Origin of the sequence: Chryseomicrobium sp. FSL W7-1435 (assembly GCF_038595005.1) — a bacterium.
Taxonomy (GTDB): domain Bacteria; phylum Bacillota; class Bacilli; order Bacillales_A; family Planococcaceae; genus Chryseomicrobium.
Window position 1 is genome coordinate 2326545 of the sequence record NZ_CP151997.1, and the last position, 23228, is coordinate 2349772.

General features: G+C 45.0%; 21 protein-coding genes and 1 riboswitch. All 21 genes read right to left on the reverse strand.

Going from position 1 to position 23228, the window contains the following annotated elements:
• Nucleotides 1-291, reverse strand: a complete 291-nt coding sequence (gene gatC, locus MKY84_RS11800) for an Asp-tRNA(Asn)/Glu-tRNA(Gln) amidotransferase subunit GatC (protein ID WP_342526220.1) — start codon at nt 289-291, stop codon at nt 1-3.
• A 73-nt stretch (nt 292-364) separates the two neighbouring features.
• On the reverse strand, nt 365-1486 hold the full coding sequence (locus tag MKY84_RS11805) for a CamS family sex pheromone protein (protein ID WP_342526222.1): 1122 nt from the start codon (nt 1484-1486) through the stop codon (nt 365-367).
• 15 nt (nt 1487-1501) lie between these two features.
• Complete coding sequence (ligA, locus tag MKY84_RS11810; RefSeq protein ID WP_342526224.1) at nt 1502-3502, reverse strand: NAD-dependent DNA ligase LigA; 2001 nt, start codon at nt 3500-3502, stop codon at nt 1502-1504.
• Nucleotides 3503-3514: 12 nt separating this feature from the next.
• On the reverse strand, nt 3515-5746 hold the full coding sequence (gene pcrA, locus MKY84_RS11815) for a DNA helicase PcrA (protein ID WP_342526227.1): 2232 nt from the start codon (nt 5744-5746) through the stop codon (nt 3515-3517).
• Nucleotides 5743-6438 carry a heptaprenylglyceryl phosphate synthase gene (locus MKY84_RS11820; RefSeq protein ID WP_342526228.1) on the reverse strand — a complete coding sequence of 232 codons (696 nt, stop codon included), beginning with the start codon at nt 6436-6438 and terminating at the stop codon, nt 5743-5745. Before MKY84_RS11820 ends, pcrA begins: the two co-directional genes overlap by 4 nt.
• Nucleotides 6439-6563: 125 nt before the next feature.
• Nucleotides 6564-6896 (reverse strand): YerC/YecD family TrpR-related protein, encoded by a 333-nt coding sequence (locus tag MKY84_RS11825; protein ID WP_342526231.1) that lies wholly within the window; start codon nt 6894-6896, stop codon nt 6564-6566.
• A gap of 13 nt (nt 6897-6909) precedes the next feature.
• On the reverse strand, nt 6910-7941 hold the full coding sequence (locus MKY84_RS11830) for a DUF3048 domain-containing protein (protein ID WP_342526232.1): 1032 nt from the start codon (nt 7939-7941) through the stop codon (nt 6910-6912).
• Nucleotides 7942-7953: 12 nt separating this feature from the next.
• Entirely contained in the window at nt 7954-9684 is a 1731-nt protein-coding gene (locus MKY84_RS11835) for an adenine deaminase C-terminal domain-containing protein (protein ID WP_342526233.1), read from the reverse strand.
• 301 nt (nt 9685-9985) lie between these two features.
• Nucleotides 9986-11239 (reverse strand): phosphoribosylamine--glycine ligase, encoded by a 1254-nt coding sequence (gene purD / locus MKY84_RS11840; RefSeq protein WP_342526234.1) that lies wholly within the window; start codon nt 11237-11239, stop codon nt 9986-9988.
• Between the two features lie 11 nt (nt 11240-11250).
• The gene (gene purH / locus MKY84_RS11845; RefSeq protein ID WP_342526236.1) at nt 11251-12783 is read right to left on the reverse strand and encodes a bifunctional phosphoribosylaminoimidazolecarboxamide formyltransferase/IMP cyclohydrolase; all 1533 of its coding nucleotides are present in this window, start codon (nt 12781-12783) and stop codon (nt 11251-11253) included.
• Entirely contained in the window at nt 12780-13355 is a 576-nt protein-coding gene (gene purN / locus MKY84_RS11850; protein ID WP_342526238.1) for a phosphoribosylglycinamide formyltransferase, read from the reverse strand. The genes purH and purN overlap by 4 nt, the downstream gene beginning before the upstream one ends.
• Nucleotide 13356: 1 nt before the next feature.
• A complete protein-coding gene (purM, locus tag MKY84_RS11855; RefSeq protein WP_342526240.1) occupies nt 13357-14403 on the reverse strand; it encodes a phosphoribosylformylglycinamidine cyclo-ligase in 1047 nt (348 codons plus the stop codon).
• Between the two features lie 11 nt (nt 14404-14414).
• Complete coding sequence (gene purF, locus MKY84_RS11860; protein WP_342526242.1) at nt 14415-15836, reverse strand: amidophosphoribosyltransferase; 1422 nt, start codon at nt 15834-15836, stop codon at nt 14415-14417.
• On the reverse strand, nt 15812-18040 hold the full coding sequence (purL, locus tag MKY84_RS11865) for a phosphoribosylformylglycinamidine synthase subunit PurL (protein WP_342526243.1): 2229 nt from the start codon (nt 18038-18040) through the stop codon (nt 15812-15814). The genes purF and purL overlap by 25 nt, the downstream gene beginning before the upstream one ends.
• Nucleotides 18024-18710: a phosphoribosylformylglycinamidine synthase subunit PurQ gene (gene purQ / locus MKY84_RS11870; protein ID WP_342526245.1), complete on the reverse strand. Its 687-nt coding sequence runs from the start codon at nt 18708-18710 to the stop codon at nt 18024-18026. The genes purL and purQ overlap by 17 nt, the downstream gene beginning before the upstream one ends.
• On the reverse strand, nt 18707-18961 hold the full coding sequence (gene purS, locus MKY84_RS11875) for a phosphoribosylformylglycinamidine synthase subunit PurS (RefSeq protein ID WP_342526247.1): 255 nt from the start codon (nt 18959-18961) through the stop codon (nt 18707-18709). The genes purQ and purS overlap by 4 nt, the downstream gene beginning before the upstream one ends.
• Nucleotides 18958-19674 carry a phosphoribosylaminoimidazolesuccinocarboxamide synthase gene (purC, locus tag MKY84_RS11880; protein ID WP_342526248.1) on the reverse strand — a complete coding sequence of 239 codons (717 nt, stop codon included), beginning with the start codon at nt 19672-19674 and terminating at the stop codon, nt 18958-18960. The genes purS and purC overlap by 4 nt, the downstream gene beginning before the upstream one ends.
• An 11-nt stretch (nt 19675-19685) precedes the next feature.
• Nucleotides 19686-20984, reverse strand: coding sequence for an adenylosuccinate lyase (gene purB / locus MKY84_RS11885; protein ID WP_342526249.1), 1299 nt, complete (start codon nt 20982-20984; stop codon nt 19686-19688).
• Nucleotides 20985-20997: 13 nt separating this feature from the next.
• The gene (gene purK / locus MKY84_RS11890) at nt 20998-22116 is read right to left on the reverse strand and encodes a 5-(carboxyamino)imidazole ribonucleotide synthase (RefSeq protein WP_342526251.1); all 1119 of its coding nucleotides are present in this window, start codon (nt 22114-22116) and stop codon (nt 20998-21000) included.
• Nucleotides 22113-22601, reverse strand: a complete 489-nt coding sequence (gene purE / locus MKY84_RS11895; RefSeq protein ID WP_342526252.1) for a 5-(carboxyamino)imidazole ribonucleotide mutase — start codon at nt 22599-22601, stop codon at nt 22113-22115. Before purE ends, purK begins: the two co-directional genes overlap by 4 nt.
• Before the next feature lie 153 nt (nt 22602-22754).
• Nucleotides 22755-22855, reverse strand: a riboswitch (purine riboswitch).
• A 67-nt stretch (nt 22856-22922) separates the two neighbouring features.
• Nucleotides 22923-23111: an NETI motif-containing protein gene (locus tag MKY84_RS11900; protein WP_342526254.1), complete on the reverse strand. Its 189-nt coding sequence runs from the start codon at nt 23109-23111 to the stop codon at nt 22923-22925.
• Nucleotides 23112-23228: the final 117 nt, after the last annotated feature.

Below are 23228 nucleotides of genomic sequence, written 5' to 3' on the forward strand. Positions count from 1 at the left end.
CTATTCCATAATGGCAGGAACTTTCACTTGGCCTGCTTCGTGTTCTTTTACATTTTTCATCATAATTTCGCGGTCCAGTCCTGCTACAGACTTGTCTTCGCGTAAAACGTTTTCTAGTGGAAGTACATGTGTAGTTGGTTCCACATTTGTTGTGTCCAACTCATTCAACTTGTCAGCAAATTGAACAATTTTCGCAAGTTGTTCTGTAAAATGCTCCACTTCTTCTTCAGTAATGGCTAAACGTGCCAAATGCGCGACGTGACGCACTTCTTCTTTTGTGATTGTTGCCACTATGGACACCTCCAATTAATTCAATCATACAGCCCATCATATCATTTTCTGCTTTACTTGAACAGAGTACCCTTTACTCGTAAATATGAACAAACGGTGTTTCTTGGTTAGCCTCACGCTTGATGAGCGCTTGTTCCCCTTCGATTGACGTAATGTTGATCTCAACCGGCAAGTCCGTAACAAAGTGCGTATTGATCAACCCGGAAACATATTGAGTAAATCCAATGATTTCAGCCTTCCCAAAAAACTGAATCGGTATATCAATCGTTAACTTCTGTAAAAAATCATCTTTGTAGAAGCCATTCCCTATAACGCTAGTGTAATTCGGGAAATACGTTTCGACGTCTTGCTTAAAATTCCGGAATGCCGTATCTGTATCGCGGAATTGTTCACTTGAATCAGAAGTCGGGAACGTCACAAAACGCTCATTGATGGCAGACCAATCACCGATTTCATTGCCGCTATCAGAAACGCCATAACTAAAGTAGGTTCCTGGTACGATAGCGTTTCGGCTATTTTGCTTGAACAACCCAATCGTGATCGGAATTTCTTCTAATCCAGGCATCGCTCGCATGCGCGTCACGATTTCTTGCGCAATACGACGGCCGTTTTCTGTGATCTGAGTATCTGAAAGTTGTTGTTCAAATACCGGTCCGTAATCTACTTCGGTGTAGTAATAGATGGAATTAAGCGCGAGCCCAATCGAGATTCCCGCGAGCTTCATCGTGTTTTCATCTAACACTAAGTAGTTTTGTTCGACGATATGGGATAGATAAACTGGCGCTTGTTGCGCTTTTTCACGACCAGTCAGTCCTTGATCATCTGGATTCAGCCCTTGCTCTGTCTGGTTGCTACGAGCTAGCCAAGAGCTGATCGTTGTACGGTCCAAATATTGTCCTTCTTGAAAGAAGAACTGATCGGTAGGGAATTCGTTTTGCGACAAGCGCATCAGTCCTTTTTCCACTTCGACAATGTCATATTTGGTAGCCATATTTGAAACGACCAGACCACGGCTCTTACTTTCAGCATACGGTAAAATTGTGGAGTAATAGTTATCATCAAGTCGCACGGAAGGTAGGACAACCGTACGCGCTTCAGATTCTTCAGGGTCTTGGACTACTTCTGTTTCTGAATTAGGTGTACAAGCAGACAGCAGTATCATCGATGCCGCTAACCACCCTAATTGTTTCTTCATCTTTGTTCTTCCTTCCTAGTCTGCCAGTGCATCCATCATCTGTTGCTCTGTCCAGACCTCAATACCAAGTTCCGTGGCTTTCTCTAATTTAGAGCCCGCTTCTTCCCCTGCAATCACCAGGTCCGTCTTTTTACTGACACTGCCAGATACTTTTGCTCCTTTTTCAAGCAATTTTTCCTTGGCTTCATTGCGGCCCATTTGCTCAAGTTTTCCAGTAAGAACGACTGTCTTCCCAAAGAAGGGGCTATCTGCAACGGCCTCTTTATCAATTCTACGTCCTAAATAACTCAGGTTTACTCCTGCATCGCGCAGTTTTTCAAGCAACGCCTGTGATTCAGGCTGTTCAAAATAAGTTACGAGCGAGTCTGCCATTTTATCGCCGATTTCATGAACGGCTGTTAACTGTTCGCGACTTGCTCCGAGCAGAGCGTCCAGGTCACCAAATTCTTCAGACAAAAGGCGGGCGGCTTTTTCACCGATATGGCGAATACCAAGCCCAAAAAGTAACTTCTCTAACGAATTTTGTTTGGTAGCTTCTATCGCTCTCACTAGGTTTTCTGCCGACTTGTTGCCCATACGGTCCAACTGCACAAGTTGCTCGCCTGATACGGTGTAAAGATCGGCGACGTCATGGATCAGTTGATTTTGAAATAACTGCTCGACCACTTTTTCTCCGAGACCATCAATGTTCATGGCATTGCGAGAGGCAAAATGACGAATGCCTTCCGTGATTTGAGCAGGACAGGCGGGATTCACGCAACGTAACGCCACTTCTTCTTCTATGCGAACTAATTCACTTTCACAAACTGGACATTGGGTCGGCATCTCATAAGGCACTGCCGTTGTTTTACGTTGTTGTTCAATGACCGCAACCACTTCAGGAATGATGTCACCCGCTTTTCGGATAATGACGGCATCCCCAATTCGAACGTCTTTTTGTTGAATCAAATCGACGTTATGAAGAGAAGCACGTCTTACGGTTGTTCCAGCTACTTGCACAGCTTGCAAGATGGCAGTCGGTGTGACAACGCCAGTACGTCCAATCGTCCATTCAATATCCAGTAACTCCGTCACGACTTCTTCTGCCGGAAATTTATAGGCCGTGGCAAATCGTGGACTCTTGGCTGTAAATCCAAGTTCTTCTTGTTGATCATAGCGATCTACTTTAATAACGATGCCATCAATTTCATAGGGAAGCTCTAAACGCTTAGCTGTCCACTCCTCTATGAACGCTTGAACGTCCTCAATTGTTTCACAAACTGTTGTTTCTCGGTTCATGGAAAATCCAAGTTCTTGTAAATACGCCAAAGCTTCAGAATGAGATTGGATACCCAGTTCCTCAGGATTGCCTAGACCATAAATAAATACAGCTAGTTGTCGACTTGCCGCAATCTTAGGATCTAGTTGACGCAAACTACCCGCAGCCGCATTGCGCGGGTTAGCGAATAGCTCAAGTTGCTGCTCTTCACGAGTGGCATTGAGCGCTTGGAACGAAGATTTTGGCATATAGGCCTCTCCTCGCACTTCAAGCGTCACTTTTTCTTTTAGACGAAGTGGCACGGCACGGATTGTACGAATATTGGCCGTGATATCTTCCCCAGTTGTACCATCGCCGCGAGTGGCTCCTCGAACAAGTTTTCCATCTTCATAAAGGAGACTGACTGCTAATCCATCAATTTTCAACTCACAAACGTAGCGGTAAGCACCATCGACAAGTTCACTGATTCGTCTATCAAACTCTTGTAAGTCTTCTGCTGAAAACGCATTGGATAAGCTGAGCATCGGTGTGCGATGGCGAACTTTTTGAAAACCTTCAAGTGGCTTTCCACCGACTCGTTGCGTAGGAGAGTCCGGAAGAATTAAGGAAGGATGTTGCTCTTCCAGTTCTAGAAGCTCTCTCAGAAATTGATCATAGACGGCATCTGATACGAGCGGTTCATCTAATACGTAATAGGCATGGCCATAGTCATGCAGTAAATCATGCAATTCTTTCATTCGTGTTTCTACATGTTCCACAAGCTATTCCTCCTACTGTTTTTCAATCGGTGCAAACTTAGCAAGCAAGCGCTTGATACCTGTGGGTTTTGGGAAAGCAATATCGAGTTCTCGATTCTCCCCTTCACCTCGTACGCTGACAACTGTGCCGACACCCCATTTTTTATGAACGGCTTTATCACCAATTGTCCAGACCATTTTATCTCCGCCTGATTCTGTATAGACGGGATGGCTTGGCGCCACTTTGCGGGGTTTGATATAGCGATTGCCTGACACAGAGGCATGGACTTGGCTAGCGCGCTCTCCCCCTACTGGTTCAATCACATCAGCTGAAATTTCACCAATAAAACGAGACGGCTGGTTCATGCTAGAACGACCAAAGATCATTCGCATTTGCGCACAGCTCAGGTAGAGACGTTGCTCGGCACGAGTCAAGCCTACGTAAGCCAGTCTTCGTTCCTCTTCCATTTCATCGTCGTCGCCAATCGAGCGGCTATGTGGGAAGATGTTTTCTTCCATTCCAATCAAGAAGACTACCGGAAACTCAAGGCCTTTCGCTGCATGTAACGTCATTAATGTCACGGTACCTTGGTCTTCATTCGGTACTTGATCCAGTGCATCAATATCGGAAATCAGGGCAAGGTCAGTCAAGAAAGAAACTAACGTCTTGTCTTCACTGCGCTCTTCGAATGCCTTTGTAACTGTTACAAATTCTCCGATATTCTCTAGTCGACTTTCTGACTCAATGCTGTTTTCGCGTTGTAGCATCTCTTTATAACCTGTACGATCGATGACTTCCTGAACAATCTCACTCACAGATAAATATTCCTGCATAGCTGTCAATTGATCAATCAGTGTAAAGAATTCGGAAACAGATTTTAATGCTCGTCCTGTCATACCTGGAATCAAAGTAGCATTTTCAAGCGCTTCAAGTACTGTCATATCATGCATCAATGCATACGTGACGATTCGTTCAAACGATGTTGCGCCAATGTTTCGCTTCGGTTCGTTAATAATTCGTGCAAGTGAAATATCGTCATCATTGTTCGCAATTAAACGTAAGTACGCGAGCAAATCTTTAATCTCTTTTCGGTCATAGAACTTTGTCCCGCCAACGATTTTGTAGTTCATGTTGGATTTGACCAGCGTTTCCTCCATCGCACGAGACTGCGCGTTTGTACGATAAAGAACGGCAAAGTCTTTGTAGTGAAGGCCATCGTCTTGCATCAACTGTTGAATCTTCCCTACTACAAATTGTGCTTCTTCTTGTTCATTGTAAGCACGATACAGTTGAACTTTTTCACCTTCTGAATTATCGGTTCTCAATACTTTTGGATAACGACTCTTGTTATTGCCAATGATTTCATTGGCAGCTTGTAAAATTCGTTTTGTCGAGCGATAGTTTTGCTCGAGCATAATCACCTTGGCATTCGGGTAATCTTTTTCAAAGGATAAAATATTGCCGATGTCTGCTCCGCGCCAGCGATAGATCGATTGATCCGAGTCACCGACCACACAAATGTTGTGAAACTTTTCAGCGAGCATCTCGACGAGCTGGTACTGGGCTTTGTTAGTATCTTGGTATTCATCCACATGAATATAGTGAAATTTATTTTGATAGAATTCCAGTACTTCTGGAACACGTGAGAACAAATCAATTGTTCGCATAATCAAATCATCAAAATCCATCGATTGATTCTTCTTCAAACGACGTTCATACGAGGTATAGACCTGCCCTGCAATCTTTTCATAAGGATTCATTGGATTCATTTCTGCTAGAAAATCAGAGGCCGACTTTAACTGATTTTTTGCACTGCTAATAATGCCTAAAAGAGCGCGTGGTTCATATTTTTTTGAATCTATATTCTCTTGCTTTAAAATGGCTTTGATAACGCTCAATTGATCGGTGCTATCTAAAATTGAAAAGTTTTTTGCGTAACCAATTCGGTCCGCATCTCGACGTAAGATACGAACGCACATGGAGTGAAACGTTGATACCCACATCTGGTCTCCAAAACCTTCTCCGAGGATTCCGTCAATTCGATTTCTCATTTCTTTTGCCGCTTTATTAGTAAACGTAATCGCCAAAATTTTTGAAGGATATACTTGTTTTTCGACAATAAGATAGGCAATGCGGTGAGTCAACACACGCGTCTTTCCCGAGCCTGCTCCAGCCATAATGAGTAAAGGTCCTTCTGTATGTTTAACGGCTTCTTCCTGTTTAGGATTCATGCCTTGCAATAATTGATTTGAAATACTCTTCATAGTTCCTCCTTCACTGCTTTGACCGTAGCCAGTGCCTGTTTTAAATTTGTGTAAAGGCTATTGCCGACGATGATAGTATCAGCGTAGAGGGCCATTTGTCGGGCTTGCTCCGGCGTTTCAATTCCACCACCATAAAATAATCGCGTAGTTGACAGCACTTGTTTGCTAGCTTTCACTATCTGTGGATCACCAAACATGCCACTGTACTCTAGATAAAATATTGGCAGGCGGAACAAGTTTTCCGCGAGCCTTGCATAGGCCACGACCTCATCAGTAGATAATGAAGTTTCAGCTTCTGTCAGGTGGGCCACTTTCGCATCTGGATTTAAGATGCAATATCCCTCCACAAATACTTCATCCCAGTTCATAAAGTCACCATGTGTGACTAGGGCTTGGTGGTGAAGGTCTTTTACCCATTGTGTGTGCGGGCTATTAAGTACCGAGGGAATCAAATAATAGTCGAAACCTGGTGTAATCATATCGAGGGTGGAAAGTTCGAGGCAAACCGGAAGAGCAAATCGGCGGATTTTCATCAGTAGTTCAAGAACATCGTCCAGTTCAATGTTGTCTGAACCGCCAACGATGAGAGCATCTGTACCTGATTCACAAATTTGTTCCAGTTGTTCATCTGTTAAAGACTTTGCCGGATCTAGTTTAAATACGTGTTTCCACTCGTGAAAATCTGTGAGCATGTAGGCACCTTCTTCAGTTAGACATGCCGAAATCGACCCACTACGGGTCGATTTCTCGTCTGGTTAGTTATGTAGTGTCAGTATACCAAAAAAACAGGTCACCCTAAAGGGAAACCTGTTTGCATTTAGGAGCGGCGACCTTTTGTCGTAGGCTTAAATGATGGCTCATCTGGATACAATCTGCCTAACATTTCATCATACGTGTCGTTGCCGTAATCAAAGCATCTGCGCACGCGAGAGATAGTGGCTGTGCTTGCTCCTGTTTGATCTTTGATTGTTTCATACGTTTTTTGAAGACGCAGAAGATGGGCTACTTCAAACCGCTGTGCAAGCGATTGAATTTCACTGATTGTACATAAGTCGTCAAAAAATGCGTAGCACTCATCGATGTTCTTCAGTTCTAAAACAGCTTTAAACAGTTGCTCAGTTTGATGACCTTTAATTTTTTCTACTTGCATCGAATCACTTCCTTTAGTCGGTATACGTTACCATTTGATCAAATCCACGGGCTGTAGGAATTAGATGAATCCAGGTTTGCCCAGGTGCAAGCTCCATTTCAGTAGAACCCGTATAAAGTCGCATCAGTCCATTATCTGATTGCCACGTAGTTTGTTGCATTGTACCATTTCTAACGAGCCAGGCATTGCCGCCAGCTTCAAGATCAAGCGCTTGCCTTCCCTCGGCATCAATTGTCTGATGAGGCACTTCTAAAATAATGACGTTAGACAACTTCAGACTGTCACCTGTTTCTGCATCTTGTGTCTCTTGTCCACCTGAAATTCGTGTATAAAAGTCTGTCTCTTCATCAAACGAGTATGTGCTACTAAAGTTTTCATCCGTACTATACCGTACAGTAAGTTCTTTCACAACTTCTCCAGATACCGGTTGTTCAGAAAACGTATAGCGTGGCATTTGACTGGAAGCAAGTGTCATGGTGGCATTTACAGCTTCTGCAGCCGCCAAGATGTTCTCCCCACTGCTATAAGAGTTATGAGGTGCTTTTCGATCCGACGAACGCTGGAAATACGATCCATCATATTGCATTCCATTGACATGGTCAATTTCGCCCCGGTCGAGCATTGCTTTGGCATCTGGACTATAACCATGAGCCACAAAAAATGCCGAGTAGCCGTTTGCTAGATCAATGAAATAATCTCTAGCACTTCGGATAGGTCCAACACGTCCTGGCATCTCGCTTTCGTATACAGCAAGCAGACGTGTTATGTTTCCTTCAGCTAAAAGTTCTACAATGATATCTGCTTGCGAAAGACCTGATTGGGGTCTGGCTAGCGGATGATTATTGATTGCTACTACAACTGGCCTAGCAGTTAATTCTTGAGAAGCGGGTTCACCAGAAAGTGGCGTCGTGAAATTTAGCGACTCTCCTTCAGTTTCCTCTTCTACTTCATGAATAATAGGCTCGTCTGTTGCGGTCTCTTCTTTGTCTATACAACCTGCTAACAGAACAAGTGAACACAGAACACTAATTCCCCATTTTTTCACTTCGTCTCCCCCTTATCGCATAACCGATGGAAACAGCACTTGTTTCTTCAAGACATCCACAATTCCTCGTTGCGTAATCCGAACGTAAGGCAAATGAGTCGCTTGTAAAAATAGCAATGTATAAATCGCGTCTCCATGACGGAAACCATGATTGGCAAGGTGAAGTTTGAGCTCTTTTTCTTTCTCGATAAGTTGTTCTAGAGGCAACGTGGATAAGCCTCCGCCAATTGGCAAGTCAATTTTGGCAGTAATCTCGCCGTCTTGACTGATAGCAATTCCACCTCTGGACTGCTGGATGGATTCATAAGCTCGTTTCATTTCTTGCTTATCTTTCCCGATTAACAGAATATCTCCCATATTGGAGTAGGACGACGCAAACCCTTGAAGAGTTGTGGCGAATCCTTTTAATAAAGTGTTCACTTTCCATTTTCCATTGCGGTCAATGAGCACTAAAAAGCTTTCATCGTGATCCTCAGCTAATCGCCCGTGAGTGGTATCGACACTAATGCGGTAAGGTTTAATAATGACATCGTTGACCATCTCTAAACCAAACGGCATCGAGAATTGAAAATCTGTGTCAGCAAGCTCTATCGTTAAATCCCCACGATCAAACATTGAGAAATCTGTACCACTGAACGTTGTGACGCGTTCTCCGTCGCGCTTAATCCAAACACCTTTTGATAACACGCTTATTGGGGTAGGTGACGTTTCATCTGACAAAAAGTTCAGTGACGCCAGGCGACCTGTTGCGATAACTCCGTGCAAGTTGGATAAGTTGTAATATTTAGCAGGATTGAAAGTCGCCATTAAGTAGGCGTCCACTGGGTCCACTCCTGCATCAAGTGCAACTTGGATACATTTATCCATGACCCCATCTTGATGGAAACCAGGCGTACTACCATCCGTCGTCATCATCAAGTGATCAAAGATCTTCCAGCCTTTATTGACGATTTCTTTGAGTAGGTCTGGCAGGTCTGGTCGAATCGATGAATAACGAAGGGTTACGGCATAGCCATGCAAAATGCGTTTTTCTACTTCATCGATGGTCATAGCTTCATGGTCACCATCCGTGCCAAGTAAACGCATCTTTGTTAGTGTACGCTCAGAAGCACCAGGAAAATGCCCTTCAATTTTCATGCCATTGGCTTTTGCTTGCTGCATCCAATACAACATCTGATCATCGCCATTTAACAACCTTGGCCAACCGGTTAATTCCCCACCCATTATGACATCAGGACGCTCAATCCATTCTGTGATGGCTTTAGTCGAGAAAAGTTCTTCTTCATATTCAAGTTCCGTCTGAGAATCAAATCTCGCCCACCAGTAAAACGAAAACGGTAGCTCACGTAGCTTGTCCATAAATGAAAACGCTTTCTGATTTTCCATCGTCAAAAATAAAGGCAAGTTGTCACTTACCAACATGGTCGTCCCAGTTTGCGCTGCAAAGTCCGCAAAAGTTTCTGGGTTGTATAATTGGAATGGATGGCTATGTGCCTCGATGTAGCCAGGAACAATCTTTTGGTTAGAGGCATCGACAATTTCGGTGCCTTCCATCGTAGCGGGCAATTCTTTTCCAGCATAGACGATACGGTCTTTAACGATCCAAATGTTTCCCGTCACCCAGGTTTTTAAATGACTGTGTAAGTAGGTAGCATTTTGAATCAAAATATCTGGAGCACTCTTCCCGTTCACCACTTCTAGTTGATGCCGGATCTCTTCTATTTTCCAAATCGGGTATTGCATATGGAAACACCCTCTCTTTAGACAATTCTTTTCCAGTGTAGCATAACACTTTAGTAAAGTGAAGCGTGAAAGTGACAGATTTTGTTTCAGTTTGTGGGGTTTTCAGAGAAGTGTGAGGGAGGAATGATGGACTGTTGTCTTTGAATTGGTTTCCATAATATGACTTGACTCAAACGGGAGTTTTGTGGGCACAAAAAGCCCCGCTCGAGTCACAAAGCCGTTACCCCAGGGCATAAAGAAGGCCGCTCAGGGCACAAACCCTTAGCGACCTAAGATCTTACTAGAACGGTGTTCTACACATCTAACTAAACGTACGCCACCCAATATCCTTGCGGTAAAAACAAGAAGGCCAGGCAACCGAGTCAAGTGTGGCATAGACTTTTGTCGCTGCTTCTTTCGGCGTCTCGGCAGCTGCCGAAACGAGAATCAGCCTACCTCCTGCCCCGCGGTATCGCTCTTGTTGCAAGACAGTACCTGCGTGGAATACTTGCACGCCCTCTAATTTGTGAAGCTCTGGCAGCAACTGCCCCTTCACCGGTACTTCTGGATAGCCTTCTGCTGCAACGACTACTCCAAGATGGTGTAAATCGTCCCACTCTGCAGTCGGCTCTTGCCCCTCCAGTAAATCGATGAGCAACTTGCCAAAGTCAGATTGAAGCTTTGGCAACACCACTTGAGTTTCCGGATCGCCAAAACGCGTGTTGAACTCAATCACTTTCGGGCCCTCTGAAGTGGCAATGAGTCCTGCATAGAGCACGCCCGTAAACGGTCTGCCTTCCGCATCCATCGCCTCAACAGTTTTGTGAACAATGGTTTCAAGTGCTTGCTCTGTTAACCCTTTCGGCAAATGTGGCACTGGACAATAAGCGCCCATTCCTCCCGTGTTCGGTCCCTTATCCCCATCGTAAGCACGTTTATGGTCTTGTGCAATCGGCATTGGAACGATATGACCGCCGTGCACGAAGGCGAGAAGAGAAAATTCTTCTCCCTCTAAAAACTCTTCAATGACAATTCGTGAAGACGCGTCGCCAAAGCGTTGTCCATCTAACATGGAGATGATAGCTTGTTGCGCTTCTTGTTCCGTCATTGCCACGACCACACCTTTACCTGCTGCAAGACCATCTGCTTTGATGACAATCGGGGCACCGTGCTTTTTCACATAAGCAAGAGCGGGCTCCACCTGATCAAACACTTCATAGAATGCTGTGGGAATGCCGTAACGGTCCATCACATCTTTTGCGTACGCCTTGCTTCCCTCAAGTTCCGCAGCCGCTTGCGTCGGTCCAAAAATCGTCAACCCTTCCGCTTGGAAGTAATCCACAATGCCTTCAGACAACGGTTGCTCAGGTCCGACGAACGTCAACGTAATCTTTTCACGGCGAACGACTTCAGCGATTGCCTGGAAGTCCAGTTGTGAGATGGCGATGCATGTTGCCTCGTCTTTCATGCCGTCATTTCCTGGAATGGCAAAGACTTCGGTTACACTGGGTGACTTTTTAAACTGGCGGACGATGGCGTGTTCACGACCGCCACTTCCAATCACAAGTACTTTCATTGGATTTCCTCCTAGTGTTTGAAGTGACGAATTCCTGTAAAGACCATCGCAATGCCGAGTTCGTTTGCTTTATCGATGGAGTCTTGGTCTTTGACTGATCCGCCTGGTTGAATAATCGCAGTGATACCAGCTGCTGCTGCTGTTTCTACTGAATCAGACATCGGGAAGAAGGCATCTGAAGCAAGGGCTGCTCCACGCGCTTTGTCACCTGCTTGTTCTAGGGCAATCTTCGCTGCACCGACGCGGTTCATTTGTCCTGCACCGACACCAAGCGTCATCTGTGAATCAGCAACAACAATAGCATTCGATTTCACATGTTTCACGACATTCCAACCGAGTTCAAGCGCTTCCCACTCTTCATCTGTTGGCACGCGGTCTGTCACCACTTCAACATTGGCATGCGCAAGAGACGCTGTATCTGGAGACTGTACAAGCAGTCCACCTTCAATCGATACCACATTGAACGCTTCTTGTGAGCCGTCTTCAAATGGAATCGTTAATAAACGAATATTTTTCTTTGCCGTCAGCATTGCTAGGGCTTGTTCAGAGAACGAAGGGGCAATAATAATTTCTAAGAAAATCCCACCAAGCACTTTCGCTGTTGCTGCATCCACTTCACGGTTGAGCGCGATGATGCCGCCGAAAATACTAGTCTCGTCGGACTCATAGGCTTTTTGGAAAGCTTCTGCAATCGTCTGTCCAACCCCAACACCACATGGATTCATATGCTTTACGGCAACGGCTGCAGGCTGCTCAAATTCTTTGACAAGCTGAATGGCTGCATTGGCATCTTGGATGTTGTTGTAAGAAAGTTCTTTGCCGTGTAGCTGAGTGGCAGCTGCAATCGAAAAAGCTGACCCCATCGTGTTCTGGTAGAATGCGGCAAGCTGATGCGGGTTTTCCCCGTAGCGTAAATCTTGCTTCTTCTCATACGTCAATGTCAGTGATTCCGGGAACTCGTCGCCCGCCATATCACTTAAGTAGGCGGCAATCCAAGCATCGTATGCTGCTGTATGACGGAATACTTTTGCAGCCAGTCGCTGACGCGTCGCAAGTTTTGTCTCTCCTGACGTATGAAGTTCTTCCAACACAACTGCGTAATCTGCAGGATCCGTGACCACTGTGACGTACTGATGATTTTTCGCAGATGCACGCAACATGCTTGGACCACCGATATCAATATTTTCAATCGCAAGTTCTGGAGTTACATCTGGACGCTGAATGGTCGATTGAAACGGATACAAATTGACACAGACCATTTGAATAGGTTGAATCGCATGCTCTTCCAGCTGTGCGAGGTGAGCAGGATCATCGTGCTTCGACAATAACCCCCCATGAATTTTAGGGTGCAGCGTTTTGACACGCCCTTCTAAAATTTCTGGGAAACCTGTGATCTCTCCAACAGCAGTCACGGGGATGCCCGCCTCTTGAAGAGCCGCTTTAGTGCCTCCAGTAGATAGCAGTTCATACCCAAGTTCTACTAATTGTTGTGCGAAGTACACGATGCCCACTTTGTCGGACACACTGAGTAATGCTCGTTTCATTTTATTCTCTCCTCATTCCATAACTGGTCTAGTGCTTCTTTATATAGTTCATGTTCTGCTGCATGAATGAATGTTTCGGTCTGCTCTCTCGTACCTTGAACTTCCACCGCACGCTGCGCTAAAATCGGTCCCGTATCCATCCCTGCGTCCACTAAATGTACTGTTACACCTGTAATCTGTACACCATACGCAAGCGCTTGACCGATTGCATCTTTCCCCGGAAATGCGGGAAGAAGCGAAGGGTGAATATTGACAATTTTATTCGGAAACGCGCTAAGCAAAATTGGCCCAATGAGACGCATATATCCTGCAAGTACTAAAAAGTCTACCTGCCAAATCCTAAGCTGGTCAAGAACCGCTTGCTCATAATCTGCTTTCGATGCATACGCTTTTGGTGACAACTGAGCAGCCGGAACTCCCCATTTCTTAGCGCGTTCCAGTACATACGCATCTTCCTTATCGCTGAACACGCCGACAATTTCTCCGCGCAATTGACCTTCTACCGTCGCTTGGTAGAGAGCCTCCGCGTTCGAACCGCTGCCCGACGCAAAAATGGCAAAACGAATCGTCATCTTAGAGACTCCCATCCTGATCGCCAGTAAAGGCAACTCCTGCCGTCTGTGTAACAGTTCCAATCACATACGCTGTTTCTCCCGCTTCGTGTAAAGCTTTGAGTGCTCGCTCTTGATCTTTCTCGTCCACTGCGACAACAAATCCGATTCCCATATTAAATACACCGTAAAGATCACGGTCCTCTAAAGACCCAAGTTCTTTTAAATGCGAGAAAATTTCTGGAACTGGCCAGTTACCTAGCACAATAGAAACACCAAGAGATTCCGGCAACATGCGTGGCAAGTTTTCAAAGAAACCGCCTCCAGTTACATGCGCCATACCTTTAATTGAAACAACCTGTTTGAGTGCTGCAATTTGTTTTGCATAAATACGTGTTGGGGCAAGTAGCACATCTGCATAAGTATCGTCTGAAAATGGTACAGCATCGGAGAGCTTCACATCATGTTGCGAGAAGAGAATATGACGTACTAAAGAATAGCCATTAGAATGAATGCCGCTTGAAGGTAAGCCGATCAACACTTGACCAGCTGCGATGTTCTCACCCGTAATGACATCCACTTTTTCACAAGCGCCTACTGCAAAACCGGCTAAGTCATATTCGTCTTCTTCGTAAAGTCCTGGCATCTCAGCCGTTTCGCCACCAATAAGTGCGGCTCCTGCTTCCACACAGCCATCTGCTACACCTTTGACAATCTGCTCGATTTTTTCAGGAACAGCTTTGCCGAGTGCTACGTAATCAAGGAAAAACAAAGGCTCTGCTCCTTGTGCGACGATATCATTGACACACATCGCTACACAGTCAATACCAATCGTATCGTGGCGATCTGCCATGAAGGCAAGTTTTAATTTGGTACCCACACCATCTGTCCCTGAAATCAACACGGGTTGTTTCAAGTTCAGCGAAGACAAATCAAATTGACCACCAAATCCACCAAATGTTCCTTGAACGCCTAACCGGCTTGTGCGCTCGACGTGACTTTTCATGCGGTTGACAGCTTCATACCCTGCCTCTATATTAACTCCCGCCTGTTCATATGCTTTTGACATGTAACGGCCTCCTAGCGCACCAATTCTTTTTCATGCGGTAATTTTGTATCCGAGTAGATCGACGTTGGGTATTCGCCCGTAAAGCAAGCGAGACACTGGCCACAATTTTTCGTTTCTGGTGAACGCCCAATTGACTGCAGCAACCCTTCCACTGATAAGAACGATAAGGAATCTGCTCCTATGATCGCACACATCTCGTCCAGCGTATGATTCGCAGCAATCAGCTCTGAATCTGAACTGATATCAATTCCATAGAAACATGGATTTTTCAGAGGGGGAGAACTAATGACGACATGCACTTCACTAGCGCCTGCTTCTTTTAACATGTTCACGATACGGCGAGAGGTCGTTCCTCGAACGATTGAGTCATCGACCATCACGACTCGTTTGCCTTGGACCACTTGACGCACTGGTGACAGTTTCATTTTCACGCCGCGCTCACGAAGTTCTTGCGAAGGCTGAATGAAAGTTCTTCCTACGTAGCGATTTTTGATCAGTCCCATTTCATAAGGAATGCCCGATTGCTCCGAGAACCCGATGGCTGCTGAAATACTAGAATCTGGTACACCCGTCACGATATCGGCTTCTAGTTGAATTTCTTTTGCTAGCTGAATGCCTAAACGTTTGCGAGCAGAATGAATGTTGATTCCGTCAATATCGGAATCTGGTCGTGAAAAGTAGATATATTCCATAGAGCAGATAGCTCTTCCGCGTTCTTCAGTATAAAACGACGAGCGAACGCCTTTATCATCAATAATTAACATTTCACCTGGCTCGACTGAACGGATGACTTCTGCACCAATCAAATCGAATGCACTGGTTTCTGAAGCGACGACAAAACCGCCATTCAAACGACCCAGTGATAAGGGACGCATCCCGTTTGGATCTTGCGCGACCATTAAAAAGTCTTCCGTCAAAATCAAGAAAGCAAAGGCCCCTTTCAAAAGACGAAGGGCTTGTTTGGCACGTTCTTCAAACGATTGGAGATGACTGCGTTTGATTAAATGAGCCAACACTTCCGTATCAGAGGTTGTTTGAAAAATGCTTCCTTGGCGTTCAAGGCTACGTTTTAAGTCAGTCGCGTTGACGATGTTTCCGTTGTGGGCAATGGCAAGTGAACCTGTCGTTGAGTTGAATAACAATGGCTGAACATTTGCTAGACCTGAACCACCAGCTGTTGCATAACGCACATGGGAGATTGCGGCTTTCCCTTGTAAGGCTTTCAGCTTGGTTTCATCGAATACATCATTGACTAGGCCTTCTCCACGAACCGCGCGCAAAAATTCACCGTCTGTTGCAACAATACCGGCGCCTTCTTGGCCGCGGTGCTGAAGTGCGTGAAGCCCGTAATAGCACATGGGTGCAGGATCAGTATGACCCCACACTCCAAATACGCCACATTCTTCATTTAGTCCTCTGAGTTCAGTAAACATGGAATAGCTCCTTTCCAGGCAGCGAATAGCTCTGCTACCGGCAACTGGATCCACTTCTCGCCAGTTGTTGAATGGATGACAAAGTCCGTGTCAGTAGTGATTGTGCCCACAGCGCGAGCTTCTGGCATAGCGATTTCAAAGTCCGTGACATGTTCTTCTGCGACGGTTATTACAAAGCGAGATTGCGATTCACTAAATAAAGCAGTGACGGCAGAACCATCTAGCGTAACTTCTAAACCATACTCTGTACCGAACACGACTTCAGCTAACGCAACCGCCATGCCGCCTTCTGATACATCATGAGCAGAAGCAACAAGACCTGACTGAATGGCAGTCAATAGCTGCTGTTGACGACGTGCTTCTATATCTAAGTCAATGGCTGGTGCTTTTCCGGAAATCGTTCCGTTCACCATTTTTTGCAATTCTGAACCACCAAACTCAGTCAATGTCTCTCCAATGACGTAGACCTTATCGCCTGCATGTTTGGCTTGCTGAGTCGTCACATGCGCGAGGTCTTGGATAAGACCGACCATACCGATTGTTGGCGTAGGATAAACAGCTGTCCCACTGCGTTCGTTATAGAGAGAAACATTTCCACCAATGACTGGTGCATCTAGCGCAAGACAAGCGGCAGAAATACCGTCTGCTGACTGATCAAGCTGCCAGAAAATCTCTGGATTCTCCGGATTTCCGAAGTTCAGGCAATCTGTGATTGCAAGAGGTTTTCCTCCAGAACAGACAATATTACGTGCTGCTTCTGCTACAGCAATTTTGCCTCCTGTGACCGGATCGAGATAAATGTAGCGAGAGTTACAATCTGTCGTCATTGCAAGCGCTTTGTTTGTGCCACGAACACGGACTACTGCAGCATCTGACCCTGGCGTAACAACGGTCGAAGTTCGTACTTGATAGTCATATTGATCATAGACCCATTCTTTAGAAGCAATGGTTGGTTGAGCGACTAACGCCGTCAACGTCTCTTGAACATCTGACACTTGTGGCTCTACGTTCTCAGTTGCTTGGAATTCTCGGAAGTAGGCTGGCTCTTGTTTTGGTTTGTTATAGACAGGTGCTTCTTCGGCTAATGCATCAGCAGGAACTTCTGCAACGACTTCCCCGTGATGGATCAGACGCAGCATCTTGTCATCTGTTACTTGGCCAACCGCGACACAATCTAAATCGTATTTCTCAAAAATCTCAACAATTTCTTGTTCGCGTCCTTTTTTGACAACAAGCAACATGCGTTCTTGTGATTCCGACAGCATCATTTCGTAAGCTGTCATGTGAGTTTCACGTTGTGGCACACGATCCAAATGCATCTCAATGCCAAATCCAGCTTTAGAAGCCATCTCGGCAGAAGACGATGTCAATCCGGCAGCTCCCATATCTTGTATACCAACTAAAGCATCTGATTTGATCACTTCTAAACAAGCTTCCAGTAAAAGCTTTTCCATGAAAGGGTCCCCAACTTGAACAGCAGGACGCTTCTTCTCAGACTCTTCATTTAATTCTTCTGAAGCAAATGTAGCTCCGTGAATACCATCTCGGCCCGTTTTAGCACCTGCGTAAAGCACTGTATTGCCAACACCTGCTGCAATTCCACGCTGAATATCTTCATGATTGATCAGACCAACTGCCATAGCGTTAACAAGTGGATTTCCTTCGTAACAAGGATCAAACTGGATTTCTCCACCCACTGTCGGAATACCGATACAGTTTCCGTAACCGGCAATACCCGCCACTACTTCTTCGAACAAGTATTTCACGCGAGGTGTCTCAAGCTCCCCGAAACGAAGGGAATTCAACAAAGCGATTGGACGTGCTCCCATTGAAAACACATCGCGGATAATACCTCCAACACCGGTTGCGGCTCCTTGATAAGGCTCGATAGCAGAAGGGTGATTGTGCGATTCCATTTTGAATACGACCGCTTGCCCGTCCCCGATATCAACGATTCCTGCGCCTTCTCCTGGCCCTTGTAACACTTGAGGTCCAGTTGTTGGGAATTTGCGCAACACCGGTTTTGAATTTTTATACGAACAGTGCTCAGACCACATGACAGAGAAAAGGCCAGTTTCCGTGTAGTTCGGCGTACGACCTAAAATAGATGTTGCCAGTTCAAACTCTTCATCTGACATCCCCATTTGGGCGTAAAGCTTCATTTCTTTTACTTGTTCAGTTGTTGGTTCAAGCATGACTGACATGGGATTCCCTCCACTGTTTCAGAATTGACCGGAATAATGGTAGACCATCTGTGCCGCCCATGATATCGTGCACGGCACGTTCTGGGTGAGGCATCATACCAAGCACATTGCCTTGTTCATTGATAATGCCTGCGATGTTCGAAATGGACCCGTTTGGACCATCTCCTGTATAGCGAAAGACGATTTGATTGTTAGCAGCCAGTTGCTGCGCTGTCTCTTCATCACAGAAATAATTGCCTTCCCCGTGTGCGATGGGGATTTGAATCTTCTGCCCTTGCGTATAGTCAGCCGTAAATAGCGTGTCGTTGTTAACGACTTCTAACTCTACTGTACGGCAAATGAATTTTAAGTTTTTGTTGCGAAGAAGTGCGCCTGGCAGTAACCGTGCTTCTGTTAATACTTGAAAGCCATTGCAAACGCCTAATACGGGTTTACCGGCTGCTGCTGCTTTTTTCACTTCGATCATGATGTTTGAAAACTGGGCAATCGCCCCACAGCGTAGATAATCGCCATAAGAGAAGCCACCTGGCAATAAAATTGCGTCATAGCCACTGAGATCCGCTTTGTCATGCCAAACGTACTCAACCTCTTGGCCGAGTTCATCTTGAATCGCATGATACATATCGATATCACAGTTGGAACCAGGAAACTGGATCACAGCAAATTTCATTGCGAGATCGCCTCCTCAATTTCATAGCGGTAATCCTCAATAACCGTGTTAGTCAATAGACGTTCACACATTTCCTTGATCACCGTATCCAAGTCACGTGTGCCTTCTTCAATCTGAAGTTCTAAGAACTTTCCGATACGAACATCTTGTACTTCTTTGTAATCCATTGCGTGAAGCGCACCTTTTACAGCCGAACCTTGTGGATCTAAAACACTTTCACGTAACGTGACATAGACATTGACTTTTTTCATTGAGAATTGCCTCCTAATCGAGAAAGAATTATGGCATAGCCATCTGTGAGATTACCTAAGTTTTGTCTAAAAACATCTTTATCTAATTTTTGTTTAGTTTCTGTATCCCATAACCGGCAAGTGTCCGGCGAGATTTCATCTGCAAGTAAAATGTCCCCTGAAGCGGTGCGACCAAATTCTACTTTAAAATCTACCAATGTTACTCCAATGGTTTGGAAGATTTCTTGGAGTGCCTGGTTGATTTTTCGTGCAAGGTGTTCTAGTTTCAATTTTTCATCTTCCGATACAAGTTCCAGCAAGGCTATATGGGCATCTGTTAAAAGAGGATCGCCTAATGCATCATCTTTATAGTAAAACTCTACTAACGGCTGTTTGAGAACGTGCCCCTCATCAAATCCTAGACGCTTGGCAAGACTACCCGCAGCAATGTTGCGCACAACTACTTCTAACGGAATGATGTCTACTTTTTTAACAAGTTGCTCTGTTTCAGAGAGTTGTTCAATAAAGTGAGACGGGATTCCTTTTGTATGAAGCTGTTCAAAAAGAACGGCAGTGATTTGATTGTTTAAACGTGCCTTGCCGTCAATTTCTTCTTTCTTCTCCCCGTTGAATGCAGTTGCGCTGTTTTTATAGTGCACATAAAGAACTTCTGGATCTTCTGTCAAAAATAATTGTTTTGCTTTACCTTCATAAACTAGAGCACCCTTTTGCACGAAAAAACCTCCTAGTTGGTTAAGCCGACACGTTCAAAGATCGCATCTACTTGTTGAATGTGATAGTTGTAATCGAAACAGTCTTCAATTTCTGCAGCCGATAACTTTTCTGCAATGGTTGGGTTGGCTTCCACAAGCGGCTTAAAGTGTGACTGTGTCTCCCACGCCTCCATAGCGAGTGGTTGGACCGTATCATACGCAGCTTCGCGTGACATTCCTTTGTCGATCAAAGCAAGCAACACACGCTGTGAGTAAATTAACCCTAATGTTGAATCCATGTTGCGTTTCATGTTTTCTGGGAACACGGTCAAGTTTTTCACGATGTTACCAAAACGGTTCAACATGTAGTTTAATGTGATCGTAGCATCTGGTAAGATCACACGTTCAGCTGATGAGTGTGAAATATCGCGTTCATGCCAAAGTGCAACGTTTTCCATTGCCGTCACCATATGACCTCGAAGCAGTCTTGCAAGACCTGTCATGTTTTCAGACCCAATTGGATTGCGTTTATGCGGCATTGCAGACGATCCTTTTTGACCTTTTGCGAAAAACTCTTCTACTTCACGCGTCTCTGATTTTTGCAAACCACGAATCTCTGTTGCAAACTTTTCAATTGAAGCGCCAATCAAAGCAAGTGTGCTGATGTACTGAGCATGACGATCGCGTTGTAGCGTCTGCGTAGAGATTGGTGCTGCTGCTAAACCAAGGTTGTCACAAACATATTTTTCAACGAATGGATCGATATTTGCATACGTTCCCACAGCGCCAGAAAGTTTACCTGTCTCGATAACTTTTGCGGCTGCTTCGAAGCGCTCCAGATTACGTTTCATTTCTTCACGCCATAACGCAAGCTTAAGGCCGAACGTCGTTGGTTCTGCATGAACACCATGCGTACGTCCCATCATCACTGTATTTTTGTGTTCTTTTGCTTTAACCGCTAAAATTTCAATGAAGTTTTCGATATCACGACGCAACAGGACGTTCGCTTGTTTAATTAGGTACGAAAGGGCTGTGTCAACAACATCCGTAGACGTCAAACCGTAATGCACCCATTTCTTTTCATCCCCTAAGGTTTCTGACACTGCACGCGTGAAAGCTACTACATCATGACGTGTCTCTTCTTCAATCTCCAAAATACGGTCTACTGAAAATGTCGCATTCTCGCGAAGTACTTTCACATCTTCTTTTGGAATATCGCCAAGTTCTGCCCAAGCTTCGCACGCCAAGATTTCTACTTCAAGCCAAGCTTCATATTTATTTTGTTCTGTCCAAATCGCACCCATTTCAGGTCGTGTGTAGCGTTCAATCATTTGTAAATTCCTCCTAGGACCAAATCGCGGTCTCTTCTAATTCGAATAAGGTACGGTCTATATCATCAGTCATAATCGTGATATGGCCCATCTTTCGATCGTGTTTTGCTTCCGTTTTCCCGTAAAGATGTACTGACCAATCGGGATGTTTCGTTAATTGGTTGGCTGCTGGTGCAACATGTTGTCCTAATAAGTTCACCATTATAGAAGATTCCCATAGTCTCGGCTTGCGCAATGGCCATCCGCAAATAGCACGGATATGCTGTTGAAACTGAGAGACATTACACGCTTCAATTGAGTAGTGACCCGAGTTATGTGGGCGAGGCGCCAATTCATTAATCACCAATTCGTCTCCCACTACAAACATTTCTACAGCCAGTGTGCCCACTAAGTTTAGATGGTCTGCAATGGCTTTTGCTGCTTGCTCTGCTTTCTTTTCAATGCCATGCGTGACTCGAGCTGGAACGATGCTTTGATGCAAAATGTGATTGACATGAATATTTTCAGCGAGTGGCAGGATATAACACTCACCTGCTGCGTTTCGGTGAATGATCGTAGAGATTTCCTTTGAAAATGGAATGACTTGTTCAAGAACACATGGTGCCTTTTCAATCAATGCTGCCGCTTCCTTTAAATCATTTGCCGACTCGATTTTTAGTTGCCCTTTTCCGTCGTACCCGCCACGAGCTGTTTTTAAGATGGCTGGATAACCAATCTTATTGACTTGTTCAGCTAAGTTTTCACTGGACTCAATAATGACAAATGGTGCAACCGGTACTCCCGCCTGTTGCAATTCCATTTTCTCAAGTCTACGGTCTTGTGTGATGCGAATCAGCTCAGCTCCTTGTGGGACATAAGCATATTCCATCACTTTTCTAAGACCTTGATAATCAATATTTTCAAATTCATAAGTAATGACATCACTAACTTCCGCTAGTTCAGCAAGTGCTTGTTGGTCATCGTAAGAAGCGACAATTCGTACATCCGCTACTTGTCCACATGGAGAATCCATTGCTGGGTCGAGCACCGCAATCCGAAATCCTGCTTCTTTTGCAGCGATTGCCATCATACGGCCCAATTGACCGCCACCGATGATGCCGATAGTTTGCCCTGGGTAAATCACCTTCGTCATAGCAAGTCACCTGAGCTTTCTTCAACAGCTTGTCGCGTTGCTTCTCGTCTTGCTTCCAACTTTTCTGCTACAGCTTGATCTGTCATGCCAAGCATTTGTGCAGCAAGTAAGCCAGCGTTGGTAGCACCGGCTTTGCCGATTGCTACAGTAGCTACTGGCACACCACCAGGCATTTGAACGATTGATAGTAAGGAATCAAGACCATTCAACGCTTTGGACTGAACAGGTACTCCAATAACCGGAAGGGTCGTTTTAGCTGCTACCATCCCTGGTAAGTGTGCAGCCCCTCCTGCTCCAGCGATGATTACTTGAATTCCGCGACCACGAGCATTTTGTGCATATTCGAACATTTTATCTGGAGTGCGGTGAGCAGAAACGACTTGTTTCTCATACGCTATATTCAGCTCTTCTAAGACTTCACATGCATGCCGCATGGTTTCCCAATCACTTGTACTGCCCATGATAACGCCAACTAGTGTTGTCATATTAACTAACCGCCTTTTCATACGTCATTGTGATAAAAACAAAAATTCCCCAAATAATCTGCTTCGGACATACGCACGAAAGCAGACTATTTGAGGAATCCATGAGGAGCTACGCATTTACCCATTCGTAAACACACCTTTCCTGCCGAAACATCAAAAGTCGCTTTCCCGCATAGTCCTGTCATTTACGGTGACATGGTAGAGACACTTAAGCCAATTCTTAAGCATATATGTGGGAACTATTCATCAATCTATCGCTAGTTTAGCAGGCTATTTGGCGAACGTCAAGCCAATAACCGAACATTAAATTTTTCTGACAATTCATCGTTCGTCTTTTGCTTCAATGACACAAAACTCGATTTGTTGTCGCACAGGGACGGGCTCTCCCTTTACTTCTTCAAATACAGGCACTTCTCGCCTACCGACGATCTGATAGCCTTGTTGCTGCAATCGATCATAAGCAGCTGCCACGGTTTCTTGCTCATTTACGGCTACCCACTGTTTTTTCATACTACCACCTCACTTGTCGAGTATACCAAAATTGCTTGAACGGTGCGTTGACTAAACGAACTCAAGATTAGTTTCCATAAAATGACTTCGGGTCTAGAAACAAGAGTACTTGCACTA